Genomic DNA, 20,465 nt, shown 5'->3' with positions numbered 1-20,465 from the left:
CTGCCGACTGCTGACCGCTGACCGCGGACCGCAAACGGCTGACCGCTGACCGCCGACTGCCGACGACAGACCGCCGACCGCTGCTGCCGACCGCTGACCGCAAACGGCTGACTGCCGACTGCCGACTGCCGACTGCCGACTGCCGACTGCCGACTGCCGACTGCCGACTGCCGACTGCCGACTGCCGACGAGAGGATCTAAATCGCCCTCGCGACCACGGGCCCGCGCGGGCGAATCCGATTCAGGGCGTGAGCGATTCGGTGGCGGCCGGGCGGCGGTCCCAGTCCTCGGGGCGGATGTGGCGGCGGTCGCGGCGGACGCTGCGGGTGCTTCCCGGCCAGGTGAGGGTGTTGGTGCCCGTGGGGGTGACGAAGTAGCTGGTGCAGCCGCCGGTGGTCCAGACGCGATCGGCGAGGACACGGCGACAGTGGTCCACGAAGCGGTTCTGGGCGGCGTCGGTCGGTGTGTAGCGGGTGACGGCGCGCTCGCGCATGTGGGCGATGGTGCGGGCGATGAGGCGGGTGGTGGGTTCGATGGCCTGGAACTGGGAGGTGTGCGGCAGCGCGGTATTGGGTCCGGTGACGCAGAACAGGTTCGGCAGACCGGCGAAGGCGATGCCGCGGTAGGCGGCGAAACCGTTGCGCTCGTAGCTGTCTCGCAGCGAGAAGGCGGGCGTGCGGAAGTCGGGGAAGCGCGGGATCGAGTCCTGGACGTGAAAGCCGGTGGCCCACACGATCGCGTCGACCTCGTGCACGACACCGTCGGCGGTGCGCACGCCGGACCCAGTGAGATCGACGATCTTCTCCGTCACCAGGTCGACGTCGTCGCGGGCGAACGCCGCGTAGTACTCGTCGGAAACCATCGGCCGCTTGCACCCGAACCGGTAGTCCGGCCGCAACTTCTCCCTGGTGCGCGGATCGGGCACCTGCTTGCGCAGTGAGCGCAGGCAGACCTGCTCGAAGACCGGCAGCAAGCGGGGATGGAACTCCGCCAGGTGCACCGACTCCAGCAGCGCGAACACCATGCCGCGCAACGCTAGTCGCGCGGGCGGGAACTTGCGCAGCACCGTCCGCAGCGGTCCGGCGATCGCGCGATCCCCGCGCGGCAGCACCCACGCCGGACTGCGCTGGAACGACACCACGTGCGCACCGGCGCGCGCCAGGGCGGGCACGATCTGCACGGCGCTCGCGCCCGAGCCGACGACAGCGATCCGCTTCCCTTCCGGCCGAAAATCGGAATCCCAAGAGCCGGAGTGCATCTGGATACCCTGGAACAGTTCCCGGCCGGGAATGTCCGGCACGAACGGCACGTGCAGCGAGAAGTACCCCATGACGACGGTGCGCGCGCTGATCACGCGCCCGTCGGCCAACCGCACCCGCCACCGGTGCTCGGTCTCGTCGAACTCGGCACCGACGACCTCGCTGTTCATCCGCACGTGGCGGCGCAGATCGAAAGCGTCGACCACGGATTCGGTGTAGGCGCGCAGTTCGGGTTGGGTCGCGAACAGCCGCGACCAGTCGCCGGGATAGAAAGAGTACGAGTACAGCACCGACGGCACGTCGACGGCGCATCCCGGATACACATTGTCGCGCCACGTCCCGCCGACCGACTCCGCGCGTTCGAGAATCACGAAATCCTCGATGCCGCAACGCTTCAGGTTGATCGCCACGCCGAGCCCGCTGAAACCGGAACCGATCACGGCGACTTCACAGATCTCGCTCATCGCACACCCTTCCGATCCGCGCCCGTATCGCGACGAGCCTCGACCCGCATCGGTAGCCGCTCCGGATGGACCAGCGCGCCGATCACGGTCTCGCGCGCCGTGAATCCGGGCTCCAGCCGCAGCCGCCAGCGCCCGCAGAGGGTGGCGATCTGCAACGCCACCTGGGTCAGCGCGAACACGTTGCCGGGGCACTGCCGCGCGCCCATACCGAACGGGATGTGCGCCCCGCGCGACATCCCCGCCGTCGTCTCGGGCAGCCAGCGATCGGGATCGAACCGGTCGGGGTCGGCGTGCACCCGCGGATCGCGATGCACCGCGATCGGGCAAACGAACAGCATCGCTCCCTCGGGCAGCGGGTGCCCGCCGAGCTCGTAATCGGCGGGCACGTGCCGCACGGTGAGCCACGGCGAGTAGCGGCGCAGCGTCTCCAGCACGAGCCGCTTGGTCAGGTCCAGCCGGGGCAGATCGGCGAATTCGGCCGGTCGCCCGCCGAGCACCTCGTCGAGTTCGGCGTGCAGGGCGCGCTCGACCTCCGGATTGCGCGCCAGTTCGTAGAGCAGCCACGTGGCGGTCATGCCGATGGCCTCGGTTCCGCCGACGAGGAAGTTCACCAGTTCGTCGTGCACGTGCTTGTCGGTCAGCGGCGCGCCGTCCTCGTCGCGGGCCCGGATCAACGTGTCGAGCAGGTCGCCGTGGTCGAGCGCCGGGTCGGCGGCCAGATCGGCGCGGTAGGCGGCGATGATGTCGGCGGTGGCGTCCTTCAGCTCGTCGACCAGCGCGAGAAAGCGGCGGTTGCCTCGGGTTGGCAGCCGGTCCAGCCACGCGGGCCGGGTGACGCGGCGCGCGAGCAGCGTCATGACCTCGGGCAACAGCCGGTGCACGCGCCGCGCGGTGATCTCGCCGAGTTCACCGGAGAACAGCGCGCCCGCCACGGTGCGCAGCGCGAGGTCGTGCATCTCCTCGTTCACCGCGAGCATCGCGCCGTCACGCCACTGGTCGGCCCGCGCCCGACCCATCGCCGTCATCACCGTGGCGTACTGGGCGATACGCGCCTTGGCGAACGCTGGCGCGATGAGCCTGCGCGAACGCCGATGTGTCGCACCGGAAACGACGGTGACACCGTCACCGAGCAGCAGTTCGGCGCGTTCGATCATCGAGCCCTGATCCGACAGCCCGGTGAACGCCTCCCTGATCAGCTCCGGTTCGGTGACGACATACGTGTCGTAGCCTGGGATTCCGATGCGCACCACCGGCCCGTGGGCCGACAACGTCGACAGGAACCGGTGCGGTGTGCTGCCGAAACGGTGCCAATGCCCAAGGAACGGCAGCGCGCCGGGCGCGGTGGGCACCGTGGACCGGACGCCCGCGCGGCGTCCCCGCACGGTGGACAGCAGTGATGTCACGAGACCAACCTTCGATTCGGCGTAATCCGTTCAGCCGCGGGCGAGCACGGCGTCGACGCCGCCGACGGAGCGCACCCACTCGACGTAGCGCGCGAGGCCCTCGTCCCGGGAGACGGTCGGGTTGTAGTCGAAATCCTTACGGGCAGCCGCGGTGTCGTAGGTGCTGGAGACGGTCAGCGCCGCCGTGGTCCAGCTCGACAGCGGCGGCGCCCACCGCTCCTTGACGGCGGGTATCCGCCAAATGGTGTCGAAGACGGCGATCGCCGCGTCCAATACGGGGCCGGGCACGGTGCGGGTCGGCGGAGTCAGGTCGAGTGCGACGGCGAGGTTGCGGACGAACTCCCACAGGTCGATGTCCTCGGGATCCGCCAGGAAGTAGGCGTTTCCGGCGACCGAGGGAGACCGGGCGGCTTGCAGACAGGCGGCCGCCGCGTGCTCGCAGTAGGTGATCGACGCCATGACGGGGCGACCACCCGAAAGGTCGGGCAGCCGACCGCTTTTCAGCTTGCGCAGCAGCAGGCTCATCCATCCTGCCGAGCGCGGACCCCAGATCATCCTCGGACGCAACGCGCACGTGGTGAAGCCGGGCGAGTCGGCAGCGAGGACATACTGCTCGGCCACCACTTTGGTCGCGACATAGAGGCTCTTGGGCGCGTCGACATAGGGTTCGGATTCGTCGATGCCGAAGCGGTCGGTCTCGTAGGAGGTCGCCACCGACGGACTGCTGACGTACACGAACCGCGAAACCCCCGCATCGCGTGCGGCCGCGATCAGGTTGCGCGTGCCCTCGACATTCGCTCGCCAGAACTGTTCTCGCGCACCGACTTCCGACACCAGCCCCGCGCTGTGATACACGACGTCCACGTCGCGGCAGGCCGCCCGCAGCGAGTCCAGGTCGCCGAGATCCCCGACGGTGGTCTCGAGATCCGGCACGCCGGACAGGTAGCCGAGGTCACTGCCCGCGCGGACCAGCGCCCGTACCTCGTCGCCCGCGCCGGTGGCGGCATCGACGATGTGGCTGCCGAGGAATCCGGTCGCGCCGGTGACGAGAACCTTCATCGGTCCGTTCCTTTCGTTCGCGGGAAACCGAGCCGATCCGCGGCCCATTGCGCGAGCCGCTCCCGCCCGATCTTCGCGTTGTGCCGGATGTCGACGGGAAACTCGCTGTGCGGCAGAAAGGTTCGGATGCGAGTCGTCTCCGGCCTCCGCTGCGCGAGGGTCCACAGTTCGCGCCGCACCCTGGTCAGCTCAGCGGGCGTGAGATCCGCGGCGGGCTCGAAGCACAGCACCGGGATCTGTTCACCCGGCGCGCCGACGCCGACCAGTGCGGTCCTGGCGACGTCCGGGTGGGTGTTGAAGATCTGCTCACACCGGACGGTGTACATGTCACCGCTTGCGGTCCGCACGCGCTGGGAGACCCGCCCGCAGAACCACAGTCGGCCCGATTCGTCGACGCGCGCCAAGTCGCCCGTGCGATGCCAGCGCCGGATACTGCCGTCGGGCAGTCGCTCGTCGATCTTGTGCCGCGCGTCGGCGGCGGCATTGCGGTGGTAGGCGCGGCTGATCTGCGGTCCGCTCGCGACGATCTCGCCGATCCGCCCGGCGGGCAGGACGAGGTCCTCGCTCCAGTCGGCGATGGGCTCGTCGGTGACGCCGATGATCCGGACCAGGGTCGCGCCGCGGTCCTCCGGCAGCGGGCGGCCGACGCACACGCCCGCGCCCTCGGCGGTCGCGGCGCGGGTCCGGTCCAGCTCGGACCATTCCAAGGTGGTCAGCGGCAGTGCCTCGGTCGCGCCGTAGGTGGTGAAGACTTTCGCGTCCTCGCCGAGCGCGGCTCGAATACGTTCCAGGGCCACCAGATTCGCCGGTGCGCCCATGGAGATGATCCGCGCGATGTCGGGCAGGCTCTCGCCGGTCTCGGCGAAATGCTCGCCGAGCCTGACCAGCAGCGCGGGCGAGGCCGTGAGGTCGGTGGCGCCGAAGGACCGCGCCACGTCGGTGAGCAGCGCCGGATTCGCCTTCGACACGCGCACCGGGTCGACCGGACCGAGCACGACGTGCGCGCCTTGCAGCAGATCGAAGAGCCCGAACAGGGGCACCGAGGTGAGCGAGACGAAACCGGTTGGGCGGCCGTGCAGTTCGGTGACGACATCTAGTGCGGCGGCGAAACCCGACCTGGTGAACTCGACGCCCTTGGCCGGTCCGGTGCTTCCGGTGGTGAACGCGATCATGAACAAGTCGTCCGGATCATGTTCGGCCGCCGGGGTTTCCGGCTCGTCGCGCAGATCGGACAGGCTGTGACCGCCCCAGAACGACCGCCCCGCCGTGACGTGCACCCGGATCGATCCGAAGGTGCGCCGCGCGGCCAGCCGCACCGCATGCGCTTCGGGGATCCCGATGAAGGCCTCCGCGCCGACGCTGTGGAAGCAGTGCAGCATGCGGCGCACGCCCATGCCGGGATCCACCACCACCGGTACCGCGCCGACCCGGAACAGCGCGAACAGCACCGCGAACAGATCCGGATCCGGGCGCACGAGCACAATGACCTTGACGCCCTTGGTGATTCCGATCCTCGCGAAGCCCGCGGCATAGGAGTGGACGCGCCGCCCCAGCTCGGCGTAGGTCATGGTCGCGAACAGCAGGTCGGCGCCGCGCTCGGCCTTCGCCGCGCCAGCGCGGGTCGGATAGCTGATGGCGGGCTCGTCGGCCCGTCCCGTGATCCGGCGCTCGAGCAGGGCGCTCGGGTCGTCGTAGCCGATCGCGCGCGTCACCCGGCACCGCCGCCGGGCACCCGGTAGCCGACACAGCCCGCCGTCGGTCCCGATCCGCCCGCGACGAGCAGCAGTTGGTCGCCCGCACGCACGGCGCCGGACCGCATCAGCTGGTGGTAGGCGATGATGAGACCGGAGCTTCCCGCGTTCCGCGACCCGGTATCGGCCTGGTGGTGTCGCGTGAAGCCGAAGTCGGCCGCCAGCGTCTCCGCGAAGTCCGGTGCGGGATTATTGGAGACCAACACCGTCGAATCAGCCGCTGTTTCAGGGTGATTCGCGAGGTAGTTCCGCACCGCGGTGCGCGCGACACCCAGGACCCGCTCGGCGAAATCGTCGGCGACGTCGACGGTGATCGTGCGGGCGCCGTCGCGGCCCATCGACTTCAGGTCGAGATAGCCCGCGACGCCGGGATGCACTCCGTCCGGCCTCGGCGCGGGCTGCAAGTGCACCGTGCCGAGTCCCGTCGTTTCGTCGATGCCTTTGGTCACCAGGAACGCACCGCCCACGGTGGCGTAGGGGAAGTCGGCCGCGTCCGCCCGGCTGCCTGGGTGGGCGTCGCTGCCGACGATGAGGACGTGCTCGGCAGTGCCGTTGGCCAGCAACGCATTCGCGGCCTGGAGCGCGTTCAGCACGCCGCAGGCGCCGTTGCGCAGATCGAGGGAGAAGCCGGGCCGGGAGGAACCGGATTCGTAGTCGAGGTGCATGCCGAGCTCGCGCTGAATCAGCGCGGCGTTGGACGGCTCCACGATGTTGGCGTCCCGATACACACCGACGTTCATCAGCACGTCCACGTCCGTCGCCGAAAGACCTGCCCCGGCGAGGCATTCCCGTGCCGCCGCGACCGCGTGGTCGATCGAGCCGAGCGCCGGATCCACGCTCACCGCCGAATTCCGCAGAATGGTCACCACGATCTACTTCACCAACTCACCGATGGTCGCCGACAACACCCCGAACACCATTCCCGACGCGGTCGGCACGAAACAGATCTTCGAACCCGCCGGAATCAGGCCGCGTGACAGGTAGTCGTGCAGCACCAGGAAATGTGTACTCGCCCCTGTATTTCCGTACTTCTCGACGCACGCGAGCCGCGGCGGCATCGGTGCGCCGTGAATCTTGCTGCCCGACTCCGCCAGTTTCTCAGTGAACCCGACACCGAGCTGATGGAAGACGATGTAATCGAAATTCTCCTCCGCGAACGACGTGCCCTTCTTGGCGAGCACGTCGCGATGGAATTTCGCCCAGGTCTCGCGCCGCGGCGCGGCCTGCATGGTGAGGTTGTCGGTCAGCATGATCATGTTCTCGGTGCTGTCGCTGGGTTTGGCGATGCACAGGCCGGAGTATTCCGCGCAGGTGATCATGTCGATGTAGTGGACGGCCTCGGCGTCGTCGACGGCGCGGTCGAGCACCACCGCGACGGCCGCGTCAGCCAGGGTCAGCGCCGCGAACTGCGGGTCGCGCGCGTCCACCGCCTCGGCGAGCGCGCCCTCGGTGACCGGCGAGATGACCTCGGGCGTCACCACCATGCCGTTTCGGACCAGCCCGGCGCGAATCAAGTTGTCCAACAGGTAGATACCGGTCATGGTGCCGCCGCACGCATTGGCGACGTCGTAGCCGGTGGCATTGACAGCGCCGATGCGCCGGGCGATCTCCCCCGCCGCCGACGGCTCGAACACCATGCGGAATCCGTCGTGCACGGTGGTGCCGCCGCAGATGATCACATCCAGATCGGCGGGATCGTATCCGGAGTCCGCCAGGCAGTCGAGCGCCGCGGCGACGCCCAAGGTCAGGGTGTCCTCCTCGGTGCGGTCGACCATATGCCGGTGTGCGATACCGGTAATGCGTTCGACGTCGAACTCGCCGCCGCTCGACATGCGGTCGAGCACTTCGTTCGTGGTGAATTCTCCGGCGGGGAGAGCGGCCCCGAGCGCACGTATTCGAGAGCGATTCATACGAGATTTCCTCCGATGGCCGCGGCTCCCACGGAAAATGGAATGACACGGCGCTGATAAAGCAAGGGGGCCAAAGAAACCCGGGCTCGACCGGATGATTGCGACACTACGACCAGATCTCGACAGCAGTCCACTTGCGGAGCCGGTCAGTGAGGGGGATCACCAATCCATCAGTGCCGCTTGCTACTTCGTGACAAAAGTTGGGCGAGAACATCGTCTCCCGTGATGAATTCTCGTTTTCGATTGCGTCGAGCGCCCGATTCGTGATTAGGCTCGGGCCGGTGTCCGTCCCGCCCCGCGCGCCGATGTCGCTGCTCGATCTGCCCGGCCCAGACGGCTGGCCGGTGCTGGGCAACCTCCCGCAACTCACCCCGACGCGACTGCACCGGCAACTCGACAGCTGGTGCGCGGAATACGGTCCCGTCTACCGGCTGAGCATGCCGGGCAGGCGGCTGGTCGTGGTCGGCGATCCCGAGATCGGCAAGGAGGTCCTGCGGCAGCGCCCGGGTACCTACCGGCGACAGTCCTCGATCGAATCGATCATGAGCGAGATGGGCTCCAACGGACTGTTCTCCTCCGAGGGCGAGGCGTGGCGGCGACGCAGGCGACTGGCCATGCCCGCGTTCAACGCCGCCCATCTCACCCGGTTCCACACCACGCTGGAGCAGATCACCGAGCGGCTACGGCGGCGCTGGCTGGCGTCCCCGCCCGAGGACGTGCGCGCCGACCTCACCCGCTACACCGTGGACGTGACCGCCAAGCTGACCTTCGATTACGACATCAACACCCTCGAGCAGTCCGGCGACGTCATCCAGCAGCACCTGGACCACGTCTTCCCGATGATCAACCGCCGCTTGAACATTCCGTTCCCGTACTGGCGCTACGTCAAGCTGCCCGCCGACCACGCGCTGGACCGGGCGTTGGACGCGCTGCGCGCCGAGGTGGACGCGGTCATCGCCCGCGCGCGCACCGCGGTGCCGGAGCAGCCGACGAATTTCATCGAAGCGTTCCTGCTGGCCAACGACGGCGGGGAATCCTTCACCGACGACGAGCTGTTCGCCGAGGCGCTGACGATCCTGATCGCCGGACAGGACACCACGAGCAACGCCACGGCATGGCTGCTCTACCATCTGGCCTCCGAACCCGAAGCGCAGGAACGCATCCGGGAGGAGATCGCCAGGATACCGTCGACGCTGGAGCGGCAGCCGTATCTGGAAGCCGTTGTCGCCGAGTCCATGCGGCTGCAACCCACCACCCCGCTGCTGCTCATGGAGGCGGTGCACGACACCGTGCTGCGCGATATCGCTCTGCCCGCGGGCACCTGGGTGTTGGTCGACGTGCGGTATCCGGGCCTGCGGGAGGAGAACTTCGCCGATCCGGAGCGGTTCGACCCCGAACGGTGGCTGCGCGCCGACGGCCGGGCGCACCGCCCCGACGTCTCGATCCCCTTCGGGTCGGGGCCGCGGTTCTGCCCGGGGCGCGGCCTGGCGATGCTCGAGATCAAGAGTGTGGCCGCGATGGCTTGCCGCACATTCGATTTCCGGATCCCGGATGGCATTCCGCCGCCCGACGACCGGTTCCATTTCGCCGTCATCCCGGTGGGCCTGCGGCTCGACCTCGCGCCACGACCGGCGGCCGACCGAGAATTCGAAGGATAGGGGTATGGCGATCAAGCGATTGTCGGCCACCGATGCGACCTGGTTGTCGCTCGAGTCGCCGGAAATGCCGATGCACGTGGCGTTCCTGATGGAATTCCACTGTCCCGACGGCGATGCCGAGCGATTCGTGCGCCGCTGGCGGGCGCGGCACGCGGCCCCGTTCACCGCACCGCCGCCGTGGAACCTGACGCCGGTACGCGGCCGCCTCGCCGAATCCCTCGCCCTGGTACGGGAAGTCGACGAGATCGACCCGGCCGACCACATCAGGCAGTGGTCGCTGCCGGCGGGCGCGGGCCGCGACGAACTGGTCGAGCTCGTGACGCGCATCCACCGCGAGCAGCTCGACCTGGGCAAGCCGCCGTGGGAGCTGCACTTCGTGACAGGACAGTCGGCGGACCGCTTCGCGGCGGTGTTGAAGGCGCATCACAGTCTGCTGGACGGTGTTTCGCTGGTGCGCGTCATCACCGGCGGACTGTCCCCCGACGCCGAGGCGCGCGACCTGCCGCCCTTCTTCACCATCGGACCCGAGCCCGGCGATTCAGCGCGCGTGAACCGGATCGCCGCGCGTTTCACGGCGGTGCGCGGGTTCTTCGCGGTACTTGCCGGAGTCGCCGGTGCGGCGCGGGATGCGCTGCGGCGCAAGGCGGGACGGGCGACCGCGCAGCAGACCTACCGGCAGCCGCCGTCGGTCCTCGACGGTCCGATCACCGGGGCGCGTGACCTCTCGCTGCGCCGCTACCGGCTGAGCGAGATCAAACGACTGGCGCGCGCCGCGGACTGCACCGTCAACGATCTGGTGCTGTATCTGGTCGCCACGGCGCTGCGCAACTACCTCACCGACCACGCCGAACTGCCCGAGCGCCCGCTCACCGCCGGTGTGCCGACCGACTTGCGCGACGGCGACCAGCGGGTGGGCACCCGCGCCGGGCTGATGTTCACGACGCTGGCGACCGACGTCGAGGATCCGCTGCGACGCCTCGCCGCCGTCAAGGACGCGATCGACGCCGCCAAGCGGCACATGGGCGCGATGTCGCCAGGCGCGGTCATCGGTTACGGCCTGGCCACCACCTTCCCGTGGGTCTTCGCGCTTCTGCTCGGCATCCGGTCGGCCCCTTCCTCGCACCCGATGGGCATCTCCAATATCCCCGGCCCACGGGAGACGCTGTTCTGGGACGGCGCTCGACTCGACGCGATGCATCCGATATCGCTTCTGATGCACGGCAATTCGCTGAACTTCACCTGCTTCGGTTACCGCGACGAGCTGTTCCTCGGTGTGCTCGGCGCGGCCGACAAGCTGCCGCCGATCGAGCACCTGACGGCCGCCGTGGACGCCGCCCTCGCCGAGCTGGACGGTGTCCTCGCGCCCGCGACCGCGGTCGGGCAGTCCTGAGATGTGCGCGGTCTGCGGCATCGTCGACTTCGCGGCGCCGGTCGACCCAGGCCCGCTCGCCGCGATGTGCGCGGTGCTGCGCCACCGCGGTCCCGACGACCACGCCACCTGGCACGACCGGCACGCCGCGCTGGGCTTCCAGCGCCTGTCCATCGTGGACGTCCGGCACGGCGCGCAGCCGACCGCCGACGAGAGCGGCTCGGTCCGTGCGCTGCTCAACGGCGAGATCTACAACCACAAGGCGTTGCGCCGCGCCTTGGCGGCGCGCGGGCACCGGTTCCGCAGCGACAGCGACGCCGAGGTCGTCCCCCACCTGTACGAGGAGTACGGGGACGGGTTCGTCGAACACCTGGACGGCGACTTCGGCATCGCGATCTGGGATGGCGTCCGGCGGCGTCTGACGCTGGCCCGCGACCGCGTCGGGGTCAAACCGCTCTTCTACCACCTGCGCGGGAGTCGGCTGACGTTCGCGTCGGAGATCAAGGGCATTTTCGCCTCCGGCGCCTGTACACCGGAGATCGACCCGCAAGGGCTCAGCGACTGCCTGTTCTACGGCCACACGATCGCGCCGGGCACGTTCTGGCGTGACGTACGCGACCTGGAACCGGGCACCGTCCTCACCGCGGATGCCGACGGCGTCCGGAGCAGGCGCTACTTCCGTGTGTTCCAGCGCGAGGATCCCGACGCGCCGCTGCTCACCGGGCGCGCGGCGATCGAGGCGTTCGACGAGCGGTTCACCGCCGCGGTCGCCAAGCGGATCCCCGACGAGGTCGCCGCTGGCGTCGCGCTCAGCGGCGGGCTCGACTCCTCCGCCATCGCCGCCGTCGCCGCCCGGCGCTGTGACGCGCCGCTGACCACGCTCAGTGTGCGGTTGTCCGGCGCGATCCACGACGAGACCGAGATGTCGCGGCTCGTCGCACGCTCGCTGGACGTGCCGAACGTGGAATCGGAGACGACCGGTGCGCGCGTCGGCGAGCTGCTGCCGAAGAGCATGTGGCACTTCGAGTCTCCGTTCTGGTACGGCGGCGTCGCCTCCCCCTTCCTCGACCTGACCGCGCTCGCCCGAGACCAAGGGCTCAAAGTGGCAATGAGCGGGGACGGCTCGGACGAACTGCTCGCCGGGTACGACTTCTACCGGTTGTTGCGCCTGAGTTCGCGATTGACCGACCTGCGGCTGGACGCGCTGCGACCGCTGGTGTGGCGGCAGGCGACGAAATGGATCGGCGGGCCGAGCGGCATCGACCGCCACCTCGTCGAAATCTCCGCTCGCAGTGCGGGATACACCGAGCGGTACGGCCAGATGCCGCCGTGGGTCTACCTGTGGAGTGCGCTGTCCGGTACCGCGCGACCCGCCGTGCTCGCCGAGCTGCCCGAGCCGTCGGCGCTGCCGCGCCCGCCCGAGCACAGCACGCTGCACCGGCAGATGCATTTCGAGTTCCACACTCGCCTGCCGCACTGGGTGCTGCCCATCTCCGATCGGCTCGGCATGGCGCACGGCCTCGAGGTGCGGGTGCCGTTCCTCGACCGCGACGTCCTCGACGTCTGCGCCGAGCTCGACCCGCGCATGCTGCTGCGGCTCGGCACCGAGAAATACGTGCTCAAGCGGGCGATGGCCGATCTGCTGCCCAAGCGGATCGTGCGGCGGCGCAAGAAACCGTTCATGACGCCGATCGGCCCGTGGTACCTCAGCGGGCCGGGTGCGCAGCTGGCCGCCGATCACCTTTCCCGCGACGCCGCACGACGCTACGGGCTGTTCGATCCCGAAGCGACGGAACGGATCTGGCGCACCGCCATGGACCGGCCCGGCACCTGGGACGGCGTCACAGCCGAATGGGCCGCGATGGCGATCCTGTGCACCCACGTGGTGGTCGACCAGTTCAGCGCCGACCGCTTCACCGCCGACGCGATCACCGGAGTCCGCGCATGACCGTGACACTGCCGCGTGCCGCCGAATGGCACGAATTCGCCCTGCACGCCGCCGCCCAGCCGGGCTTGGCGCTGCTCGCACCGCTCGGGGCCGCGACCCGGCCGATCCGCAAGGTGCCGAAATTCGGCTGGGTGGTGTCGGATCCGGAACTCGCGCGCGAAGTCCACCGCGACAGCGCGCATTTCAGCATCGCGACGGACGGCGCGTCGGGACACTGGTGGTCACAGATGCTCGGCGACTTCGGCGCCGAACGCTTCGAGGGCCCCGAGCACCAACGGCTGCGGGCCGGTCTCGGCGATCTGTTCAGCAGGCCTGCTTCCGAGTACTTCGTCGAGGGCGCGGCCGGCGCGCAACTCGAGCGTCTGCGCACCGATCTGACCGCGAGCCGGACGGTCGACATCGCCGAGTTCGGCCGGGTGTTCACCGCGCGCACGATGGTCGACGTGGCCGGTCTGCCGCGCGAAACCAGTACCGACACACCGTATCTGGACCTCTTCGCGGCCATGGAGCGGCTGGCCGACCTGGGCAAGGGCAACTGGGCGACCACCGTCGTTCCGCCGCGCAACCGGCGCAAGGGCCGCGAGCTGGCGGCGCTGATCGGCGCGAACGTCGAGCAGGTCTACGACTCGGCCGACTCCGGCACCGTCATCGGACGCTGCCGCGACCTGGGGCTGACACTCGAGCAGACTCGCGGATTCACGGTGCTGCTCGTAGTGGCCGGAACCGTCACGCTCGCCAGCACCCTCGGGCGGCTGGTCGCGCTGCTGCACGACACCGGTGACCAGCACCGGCTGCTGGCCGACGCGGGCTTGATCCCCGACGCGATCCGGGAGGGGCTGCGGGTGACGAGCTCGATGCCGGTCGTCGGGCGCGGCGTGATCGGCGATGTCGAACTCGGCGGCAGGCTGTTGCGCTCCGGTGACCGCGTCAAGGTGATGACCTGGTACGTCGACAATTCCGTCGGCAGGTTCGACCTGGATCTCGGTTACGTGGCGCGGACGCGGCAGCTGTGGTTCGGCGGCGGCAAGCACTTCTGCCTCGGCGCCGCGCTCACCCACGTGCAGCTGACCCGCTTCCTGGAGACGCTGCTCGCGGCGGGCCGCCCCTGGGAGATCACCCGCCGCCGCTACCGGTTCAACGCGTTCGTCCCGCTCTACCGCAGGCTCCACATCCGCTTGCGCTGAGACGGCCACCGGCTGGACACGCAACCCGACCAAAGGCCACCATCACTCGGCCCAAGCCGATGAAGGTCACCGTCGGTCGGTTTCACCGGACGCGCCGGTCAGGTGAATGATGGTCACCTACAGCCGGTCTCGCGAGATGAAGGTGGCCTTCGGTCGCGACATTCGCTTGCGCCATCGGGAGGCGGGCAGCCACCAGTTCCAGCGGCCGAGCAACCTCAGGGTGGCCGGTACCAGGACCAGTCGCACGACGACCACGTCGAGCAGGACCGCCACCGCGAGCGCGAACCCGAGCTGTTTAAGTTCCAGGGTGCTCGCGGTGAGGAAGCTGGCGAACACCACCACCATGATCGCCGCCGCCACCGCGACCGGTTTAGCGGTGGCGCCGATCCCGTCGACGACCGCGTCGCGGTTGGCCGCGGCCGGATCGGTCCCGCCACGGCCCACGGCCGAATCCCAGTTCTCCCTGATCCGGCGGATGACGAACACCTCGTAGTCCATGGACAGGCCGAACAGGATCACGAACACGATCAGCGGCATCACGACCTGGACGAATCCGGGACTCTCGAAGTCGAAAAGCGTTTCGCCCCAGCCCCATTGGAACACCGCGACGGTGATGCCGAGCGCGGCCGCCGTGGCGAGCAGGTTCACCGCCACGGCTTTGACCGGCACCGCGACGCTGCGGAAGACGACCAGTAGCAGCGCGAGTGCGCACAGCACTGTGATCACGACGGCAAGCAGATAGGCCCCGCGCACCGCGTCGCTGATCTCGAGCAGACCGGCGGGCGCGCCGCCCACGCTGACCCGCAGGTCATCGGTCGAGGCGGCAAGGGAGCGTGCTCGACCGTCGAGTTCGGCGACCAGGTCCGAGCCCTCCGCCGAGTCGATCAGCGTGCGGGTCACGACGGTCAGGTGGACGCGGCCGTCCGACCACTGCGTCAGCACGGCGGCGATGCGGGGATCGGCGCGCAGCTCGTCGGCGAACTTCCGCACGACAGTCGCGCCGCCGGGGTTCAGCGGCCCGCCGTCGGAGCCGGTGGCGACGAACTCCATCGGCGAGAGCATGCCGGACGGGAATTTCTCCGCGACCGTGCGGGCAGCGATCCCGGAGGGATAGTCGGTCAGCGACGCGATGCCCAGGTCGAAGCCGGTGCGCAGCCCGGTCAGCGGCAGCGCGGCCACGACCAGCAGGCTCGCGGCGGCCAGGCCGAAGACGACCGGCCTGCGCATCACCCGACGAGTCCACCGGCGGGCGGCGGCGCTGTCGTCGGAGTCGACGCCACGGCCGCGCACCCGCCAGCGGTTCACGGCGGGCCCGAGCACGGTGAGGACCGCGGGCAGCAGCGTCACGGCGGCGAGCATCGCCGTCGCCACCGCCACCCCGACACCGAGCACGATGCCGCGAAAGACACCGGCGGGCACCACAAGCAGCGCCGCGAGCGACACGATGACGACCGAGCCCGACGCCAGGACCATGCCGCCCGTGGTGGCCATGGTCGTTGTCACGGCGGCGCGGATAGCGTCGGTGTCGGAGCGGGAGGTCACCCCGTGCGCCGCGAGCTCCTCGCGAAACCTGCTCACCACGAACAGGGCGTAGTCGATGCCGACGCCGAGACCGATCATGGTGGCGATGGACAGCATCAGCGGGTCGACGGACGTCACGGTGTCGGCGACCAGGAGCACACCGGTGCACGTCAGCAGACCGGCGACAGCCATGAGGATCGGCAGCAGCGCCGCGGCCACCGCACCGAGCGCGAGGACCAGCAGCACGAAAGCCACTGGCATGCCGAGTGATTCGGCACGGAGCGCATCGGCTTGTTCGGCGATGATCACGTCGTTCTGGATCGCGGTGTAGCCGGTGAGATCGACGCGGACCACGTCACGACCGGGCAGCGCGGACAGCACGCTCTGGACGTCGGCGGAGACGGCGACGCGGTGGGACTGGTCGCCCTCGATGGCGACAACGGCCAAGGCGGTGCGATTGTCGGCCGAGATCAGTTGTCGGGCACTGTCGGGAGCGGCGAGCAGCGTGACGCCGTCGATCGATTCGACGGCGTGCCGGGTCCGCTCGATCTGGGCGCGATAGTCGGCGGTGTCCACACTCGCGGTGTCGGAATCGAAGACCAGCAGCGCCTGCTCGGCTCGCAAACCGGGAAAGTGCTCGGCGATCAGACGCTGCACTTCGACCGATTCCGCGCCGTCGACGGTGAGATCCGGTGCCTGCACGCGCGATTCGAGCACGGGGTAGCCCGCTCCGCACAGCGCCAGAACGACCAGCCACACCGCGATCACCGCGCGCGGATGGGTCGTCAGTCGTCGTGTCCAGCGCAGCAGCAGACTTCGGTGCGCGGAAACCGGTGCGGCTGAAGTGTTTTCGAGTGCGTCGAGGCTCATCGGGCGACAAGCCCCGGGTCCGAAACGTCAACCATCGCAGCACGCCTTCCCGGCCCAGGAGATCGCTCCGCTGAGCGTGGGCCGGTGAATCACCGTACGCAGCAAAGCGATCGGGTGTCACTGCATCGTCGGGAGAACAATCGCCACCGATCTTGTTCGGGGAGACGAACGGCACGCGGGCGTGATGTGAGCCCGGTCATGCTGGCGCGATTTCGTGGCGTAGGTTACCGTTGCGTCACTTATGGGAACGGAGTAGTTCCTCATTGGGAGGGTTTGCAAGGCATGATCAGACGTCGGGGTCCGATCGCTGCGGCGGCCGCAGCACTGTCCGTATTCCTCGTGATGGCAGGTGGGCTGGTGTCCGCGCCGTCGGCCGAGTCGACGCCGACGCGCGCCGGGCTCGACGCCCAGTTCGTCGCCACCCATAATGCGCCGCCCCAGTATCCGAATGTCTTCATCGAATGGGATGTGCCGATCACCATGAGTGACGGCACGGTGCTGAAGGCGAACGTCTACCATCCCGCCGACGCGACGGGTCAGCCGATCCAGGAGCCGACGCCGACGGTCGTCAACCTGACGCCCTACACGAAACTCGTTGCCAACCTGGCCGATTCGGCCCTGGCGATTCCCGGGCTCGCTGACCCGTTGATGCATGTGCTGCGCAATCTGGATTTCTCGGCCTTCGGGATGGGCGGGCTCAGCGATCTGATGCGCGCCCTGCCCGGCGGCGCCGCCCGCACCTTCGGCGTGGACCGCAAGCTGATCCAGAGCGGCTACACGCAGGTCGTCGTCGATGTGCGCGGAACCGGTTTCTCGCAAGGTGTTTGGCAGGTGTTCGGCCATCGCGAGCAGCAGGACGGCGCCGAGGTCGTGGACTGGGCGGCAAGCCAGCCGTGGTCCAACGGACGGATCGGGATGAGCGGAATCTCCTACTCCGCCATCAACCAACTGCACACCGCCGAGCGCAGACCCGCCGCGCTGCGAGCGATCTTCCCTGTCGTCCCGGGCAGCGACCTGATCCGCGACGTCGCGGCGCCCGGTGGCGCGCTCGGCATCGGTTTCATCCCCGAGTGGTTGTTGGCGGTCAATGCCACCAAACTGCTTCCCGACGTGGTCTCCATGGTGACCGGCAAGTTCGACTGGACCTGGCTGGCCGATCGCATCCGTGACCCGTTCACCTTCTTCAACGTCGTCATCGCGGCGCTGGCCACACCGAGCATCGACCAGATCCCACCGGAAATGCTCGCGGTGCTCGATGACGAGAGCGATCTGCGGACCGCGTGGGTCGGCAATCCGGAGCGAATCCAGACGCCGACCTTCATCTACGGCGGCTGGCACGACATCTTCACCTACTCCTCGCCCCGGGTGTACAACGCGATCGATGTGCCCGACAGCGAAAAGAAGCTGGTGATGGGCGACACCTACCACATCACCACCGGCGCAGGCCTCGGCCTGCCCGGCGCACCGCCGTCGCTGGACGTGCTGCAGCGCGCCTGGTTCGACAAGTGGCTCAAGGGAATCGACAACGGCATCGACGGCTACGACCAGGTGACGTCGTGGCAGCAGGGCGGCGGATGGAGTGACAGCCCGTCCTTCCCGCGCCCCGGCATGGAGTACCGGCGGCTGTACCTGAATGCGGCCCCCTCGGGCACCGCACCGACCGCCGCGGGCGACGGCTCCCTGACCGCGGCGCCTGGCGGACCCGCACGGCTGACGATCGCGCCCGGACTCGCCACCCTGTGCTCACGCGACGCCGCGCACGGCACCGCGGGCATCGTCTCGGCACTCGACATCTGCGCCGAAGACGCGCGGATCAGCGAGGTGAACGCGCTGACCTTCACGACGGCGCCGGTGAACCGGCCGACCCAGATCTCCGGCCCGCTCGCCGTCCACCTGAACACCGTGCTCGACACCACCGACGGCTACTGGACGGTGACACTGAACGACGTTGCGCCGGACGGCCGTTCGACGGTATGGACGACCGGACAGCGCACCGCCTCGCTGCGCGCGGTGGACGAGGCCGCCTCCACCCGCTCCCCCAACGGCGACTACACCGATCCCTATCCGATCCTGACCCTGGCGAGCCGCGAGCCCGTCGTACCCGGTCAGCCGACCGTACTCGACATCGGGTTGTTCGCCACGGACGGCGTGCTCCAGCCCGGCCATCGGCTGCGCATCGACATCTTCGCGAGCAACTTCCCCAGCAGCATCCCGCTGCGCCCGCTGCTGAACGAGAGTGGCCTTCGCCCACAGCATCTCGTGCTGGATCCCAACGAACCGAGCTGGGTCAACATCCCGGTCGAGGGCGATCCCGGCTGGTGAGCGGACCGTGACGGGCCCGCGTCGAGCACTGTGCCCGGCGTGGTTTGTCTCACACCGACGCCGGTGCCACCATGGTGGCGTGACCGTTTCCGAGCTCGGCGCCCCCGGCCGCAAATACCGGGGCGCCGGGCCCGAACAGCGTCAACAGCAGCGGCGCGCCAGACTCGTCGACGCGGCGGTCGAGGAATTCGGCACCCGCGGCTATCGCAACACCACCATCGACGCCGTCTGCGCGCGGGCGGGCGTCGGCAAACGCTACTTCTACGAATCCTTCGACGGCAGTGAGTCTTTGCTGCTCGCCGCGTACGCGGTGGCCACCGATCGGTTGCGCGGGTACATAGTCGACGGAGCCTCGACGTCTCCCGGCACCGTCAGCGCCGCCGTGCACAGCTCGCTGACCGGCTTCTTCCACGGCATCGCCGAAGACCCTCGAATCGCGCGCATCGCGTTCTTCGAAATACTCGGCATCAGCCCCGCCGTGGACGCCGACTACCGCAGGGTCACAGGATCTTTCGTCGACACCTTCCTCGAACTGGCCACCCCGATGATCGACATCGATTCCGTGCCACCACCCCTTCTGCGCACCATCGCCACCGGACTCGTCGGCGCCGTACTCACCATCGCCCAACAGTGGGTACTGGACGACTACCGCCAACCCCTAGACGCCGTCGTCGACAGCGCCCACACGGTCCTGACCTCGGTACTGGAGGGGTTGGGCCGATAACCGAACTCGCCCGCGCTATCACCCGCGCGCGGGATCCCACCACCGAAAGCCCGACTGGGTGTCACCTCCACAGCGTCCGACCAACTGAAGGTCGGATTCAGTCGGTCGACTTCGGCTCATGGATGGTGGTCAGAGGTCGTCGGGGCGGAGGTGGTCGAGGGCGCGGGTGATCCAGGTGGCGAACTGGGTGGTCAAGTCGGCGGGGGTGGTGGGGCGGACGGTGATGTGGGCGCCGCGGAGTTCGGTGTAGCGGCCGTCGCCGGAGATGTCGTACCACTGCACGACATTGCGGGGTTTGGTGTGGGTGTGCAGGGGGCCGGTCAGCAGGACGGCCGAGCCGCCGCCGTCGGAGGGGCGGCCGAGGAGGCGTTGGTAGCGCTCGCGCGGGGTGTTGCGGGCGTTGTCCTGGAGGTAACCGTCGCGGCGGGGGCTCAGTTCGTCCGCGTGGAAAGTGGCGGGCTTCTCGGCTCCCGGCGCGCAGCCGGGGATCGATTGCGTCAGGCGGGCGGGCAGCTGGTCGGCGTCGAAGGCGCGCAGGCGGATCGGGCCGTGCTCGCTGTCGGTGCCGTACTGGCTCAACGTGACGGCGCGATGCCCGGCGCGAGCGCCGATGATCCGGTACTCGCGCAGGTCGTCGCGACCGGCGCTGGCGCGGTGTTTGCAACTCCCGCCGAGGATTTCGATGCGCAACTCGGACGCGCCCAGGGTGTGCATGGCGGCGCGAATCTCGTCGAGTTCGTCTGCGGAGTAGCGCTGCCGGACCGCGTCACAGTGCGCGGCGAACTCGTCGCGGTAGGCGAAGCGGCTGAGATGGCGCAGCGGGCTCGGGATCCGATCGTGCGCGTCACCCAGCCATAGTGCCGCGAAATCGTCTGTCTCCCAGGACCATTCAGCCATTCACAACCCTCATCTCACATTTCGGCCCGCGGCGACCCGCACGCCTTGCTGCCCTGCGAAGCCGGCTCGTGAGCCCGGCAAGTAGAACACGGTCCGCGCCGAGTACTCGGGCTCAGCACGCGGACG

At 69.0% G+C, this 20,465-nt stretch carries 14 protein-coding genes; 6 read left to right on the top strand and 8 right to left on the bottom strand.

Annotated elements, in window-relative coordinates; translation table 11 throughout:
- Positions 1-241 precede the first annotated feature (241 nt).
- From NAM01S_RS05290 to NAM01S_RS05265, 6 genes are read right to left on the bottom strand one after another with little or no spacing between them, the layout of a single operon-like run.
- A complete protein-coding gene (locus tag NAM01S_RS05290) occupies positions 242-1,723 on the bottom strand; it encodes a flavin-containing monooxygenase (RefSeq protein WP_067780034.1) in 1,482 nt (493 codons plus the stop codon).
- Entirely contained in the window at positions 1,720-3,126 is a 1,407-nt protein-coding gene (locus tag NAM01S_RS05285) for a cytochrome P450 (RefSeq protein ID WP_084482480.1), read from the bottom strand. Before NAM01S_RS05285 ends, NAM01S_RS05290 begins: the two co-directional genes overlap by 4 nt.
- A 30-nt stretch (positions 3,127-3,156) precedes the next feature.
- Positions 3,157-4,185 (bottom strand): NAD-dependent epimerase/dehydratase family protein, encoded by a 1,029-nt coding sequence (locus NAM01S_RS05280; protein WP_084482478.1) that lies wholly within the window; start codon positions 4,183-4,185, stop codon positions 3,157-3,159.
- Positions 4,182-5,897, bottom strand: a complete 1,716-nt coding sequence (locus NAM01S_RS05275) for a fatty acid CoA ligase family protein (RefSeq protein ID WP_169810808.1) — start codon at positions 5,895-5,897, stop codon at positions 4,182-4,184. Before NAM01S_RS05275 ends, NAM01S_RS05280 begins: the two co-directional genes overlap by 4 nt.
- Positions 5,894-6,802 (bottom strand): hypothetical protein, encoded by a 909-nt coding sequence (locus NAM01S_RS05270; protein WP_084482474.1) that lies wholly within the window; start codon positions 6,800-6,802, stop codon positions 5,894-5,896. Before NAM01S_RS05270 ends, NAM01S_RS05275 begins: the two co-directional genes overlap by 4 nt.
- Before the next feature lie 6 nt (positions 6,803-6,808).
- Positions 6,809-7,846, bottom strand: coding sequence for a 3-oxoacyl-ACP synthase III family protein (locus NAM01S_RS05265; protein ID WP_067780025.1), 1,038 nt, complete (start codon positions 7,844-7,846; stop codon positions 6,809-6,811).
- Positions 7,847-8,127: 281 nt separating this feature from the next.
- Between NAM01S_RS05265 and NAM01S_RS05260 the strand changes: the two genes are divergently transcribed.
- The 4 genes from NAM01S_RS05260 to NAM01S_RS05245 are packed head-to-tail and all read left to right on the top strand — an operon-like array spanning position 8,128 to position 14,005.
- Complete coding sequence (locus NAM01S_RS05260) at positions 8,128-9,504, top strand: cytochrome P450 (RefSeq protein ID WP_067780022.1); 1,377 nt, start codon at positions 8,128-8,130, stop codon at positions 9,502-9,504.
- A 4-nt stretch (positions 9,505-9,508) separates the two neighbouring features.
- A complete protein-coding gene (locus NAM01S_RS05255) occupies positions 9,509-10,894 on the top strand; it encodes a wax ester/triacylglycerol synthase family O-acyltransferase (RefSeq protein WP_067780019.1) in 1,386 nt (461 codons plus the stop codon).
- A gap of 1 nt (position 10,895) precedes the next feature.
- Complete coding sequence (gene asnB, locus NAM01S_RS05250; RefSeq protein ID WP_067780016.1) at positions 10,896-12,821, top strand: asparagine synthase (glutamine-hydrolyzing); 1,926 nt, start codon at positions 10,896-10,898, stop codon at positions 12,819-12,821.
- Positions 12,818-14,005 (top strand): cytochrome P450, encoded by a 1,188-nt coding sequence (locus NAM01S_RS05245; RefSeq protein WP_084482470.1) that lies wholly within the window; start codon positions 12,818-12,820, stop codon positions 14,003-14,005. The genes asnB and NAM01S_RS05245 overlap by 4 nt, the downstream gene beginning before the upstream one ends.
- A 117-nt stretch (positions 14,006-14,122) precedes the next feature.
- Here the strand turns inward: NAM01S_RS05245 and NAM01S_RS05240 are convergent, their stop codons facing one another.
- Positions 14,123-16,396: an MMPL family transporter gene (locus tag NAM01S_RS05240; RefSeq protein ID WP_084482468.1), complete on the bottom strand. Its 2,274-nt coding sequence runs from the start codon at positions 16,394-16,396 to the stop codon at positions 14,123-14,125.
- A gap of 282 nt (positions 16,397-16,678) precedes the next feature.
- Between NAM01S_RS05240 and NAM01S_RS05235 the strand changes: the two genes are divergently transcribed.
- Together NAM01S_RS05235 and NAM01S_RS05230 are read left to right on the top strand one after the other, a co-directional pair.
- Entirely contained in the window at positions 16,679-18,718 is a 2,040-nt protein-coding gene (locus NAM01S_RS05235) for a CocE/NonD family hydrolase (RefSeq protein ID WP_067780013.1), read from the top strand.
- Between the two features lie 79 nt (positions 18,719-18,797).
- A complete protein-coding gene (locus tag NAM01S_RS05230; protein WP_067780010.1) occupies positions 18,798-19,442 on the top strand; it encodes a TetR/AcrR family transcriptional regulator in 645 nt (214 codons plus the stop codon).
- 129 nt (positions 19,443-19,571) lie between these two features.
- On the opposite strand, the gene NAM01S_RS05225 is transcribed toward NAM01S_RS05230, so the two are convergent.
- The gene (locus tag NAM01S_RS05225) at positions 19,572-20,339 is read right to left on the bottom strand and encodes an ESX secretion-associated protein EspG (protein WP_067780007.1); all 768 of its coding nucleotides are present in this window, start codon (positions 20,337-20,339) and stop codon (positions 19,572-19,574) included.
- Positions 20,340-20,465: the final 126 nt, after the last annotated feature.

Source organism: Nocardia amikacinitolerans NBRC 108937, from assembly GCF_001612615.1.
GTDB classification, from domain to species: Bacteria; Actinomycetota; Actinomycetes; order Mycobacteriales; family Mycobacteriaceae; genus Nocardia; species Nocardia amikacinitolerans.
This window is presented reverse-complemented; position numbering and strand designations above follow the sequence as displayed.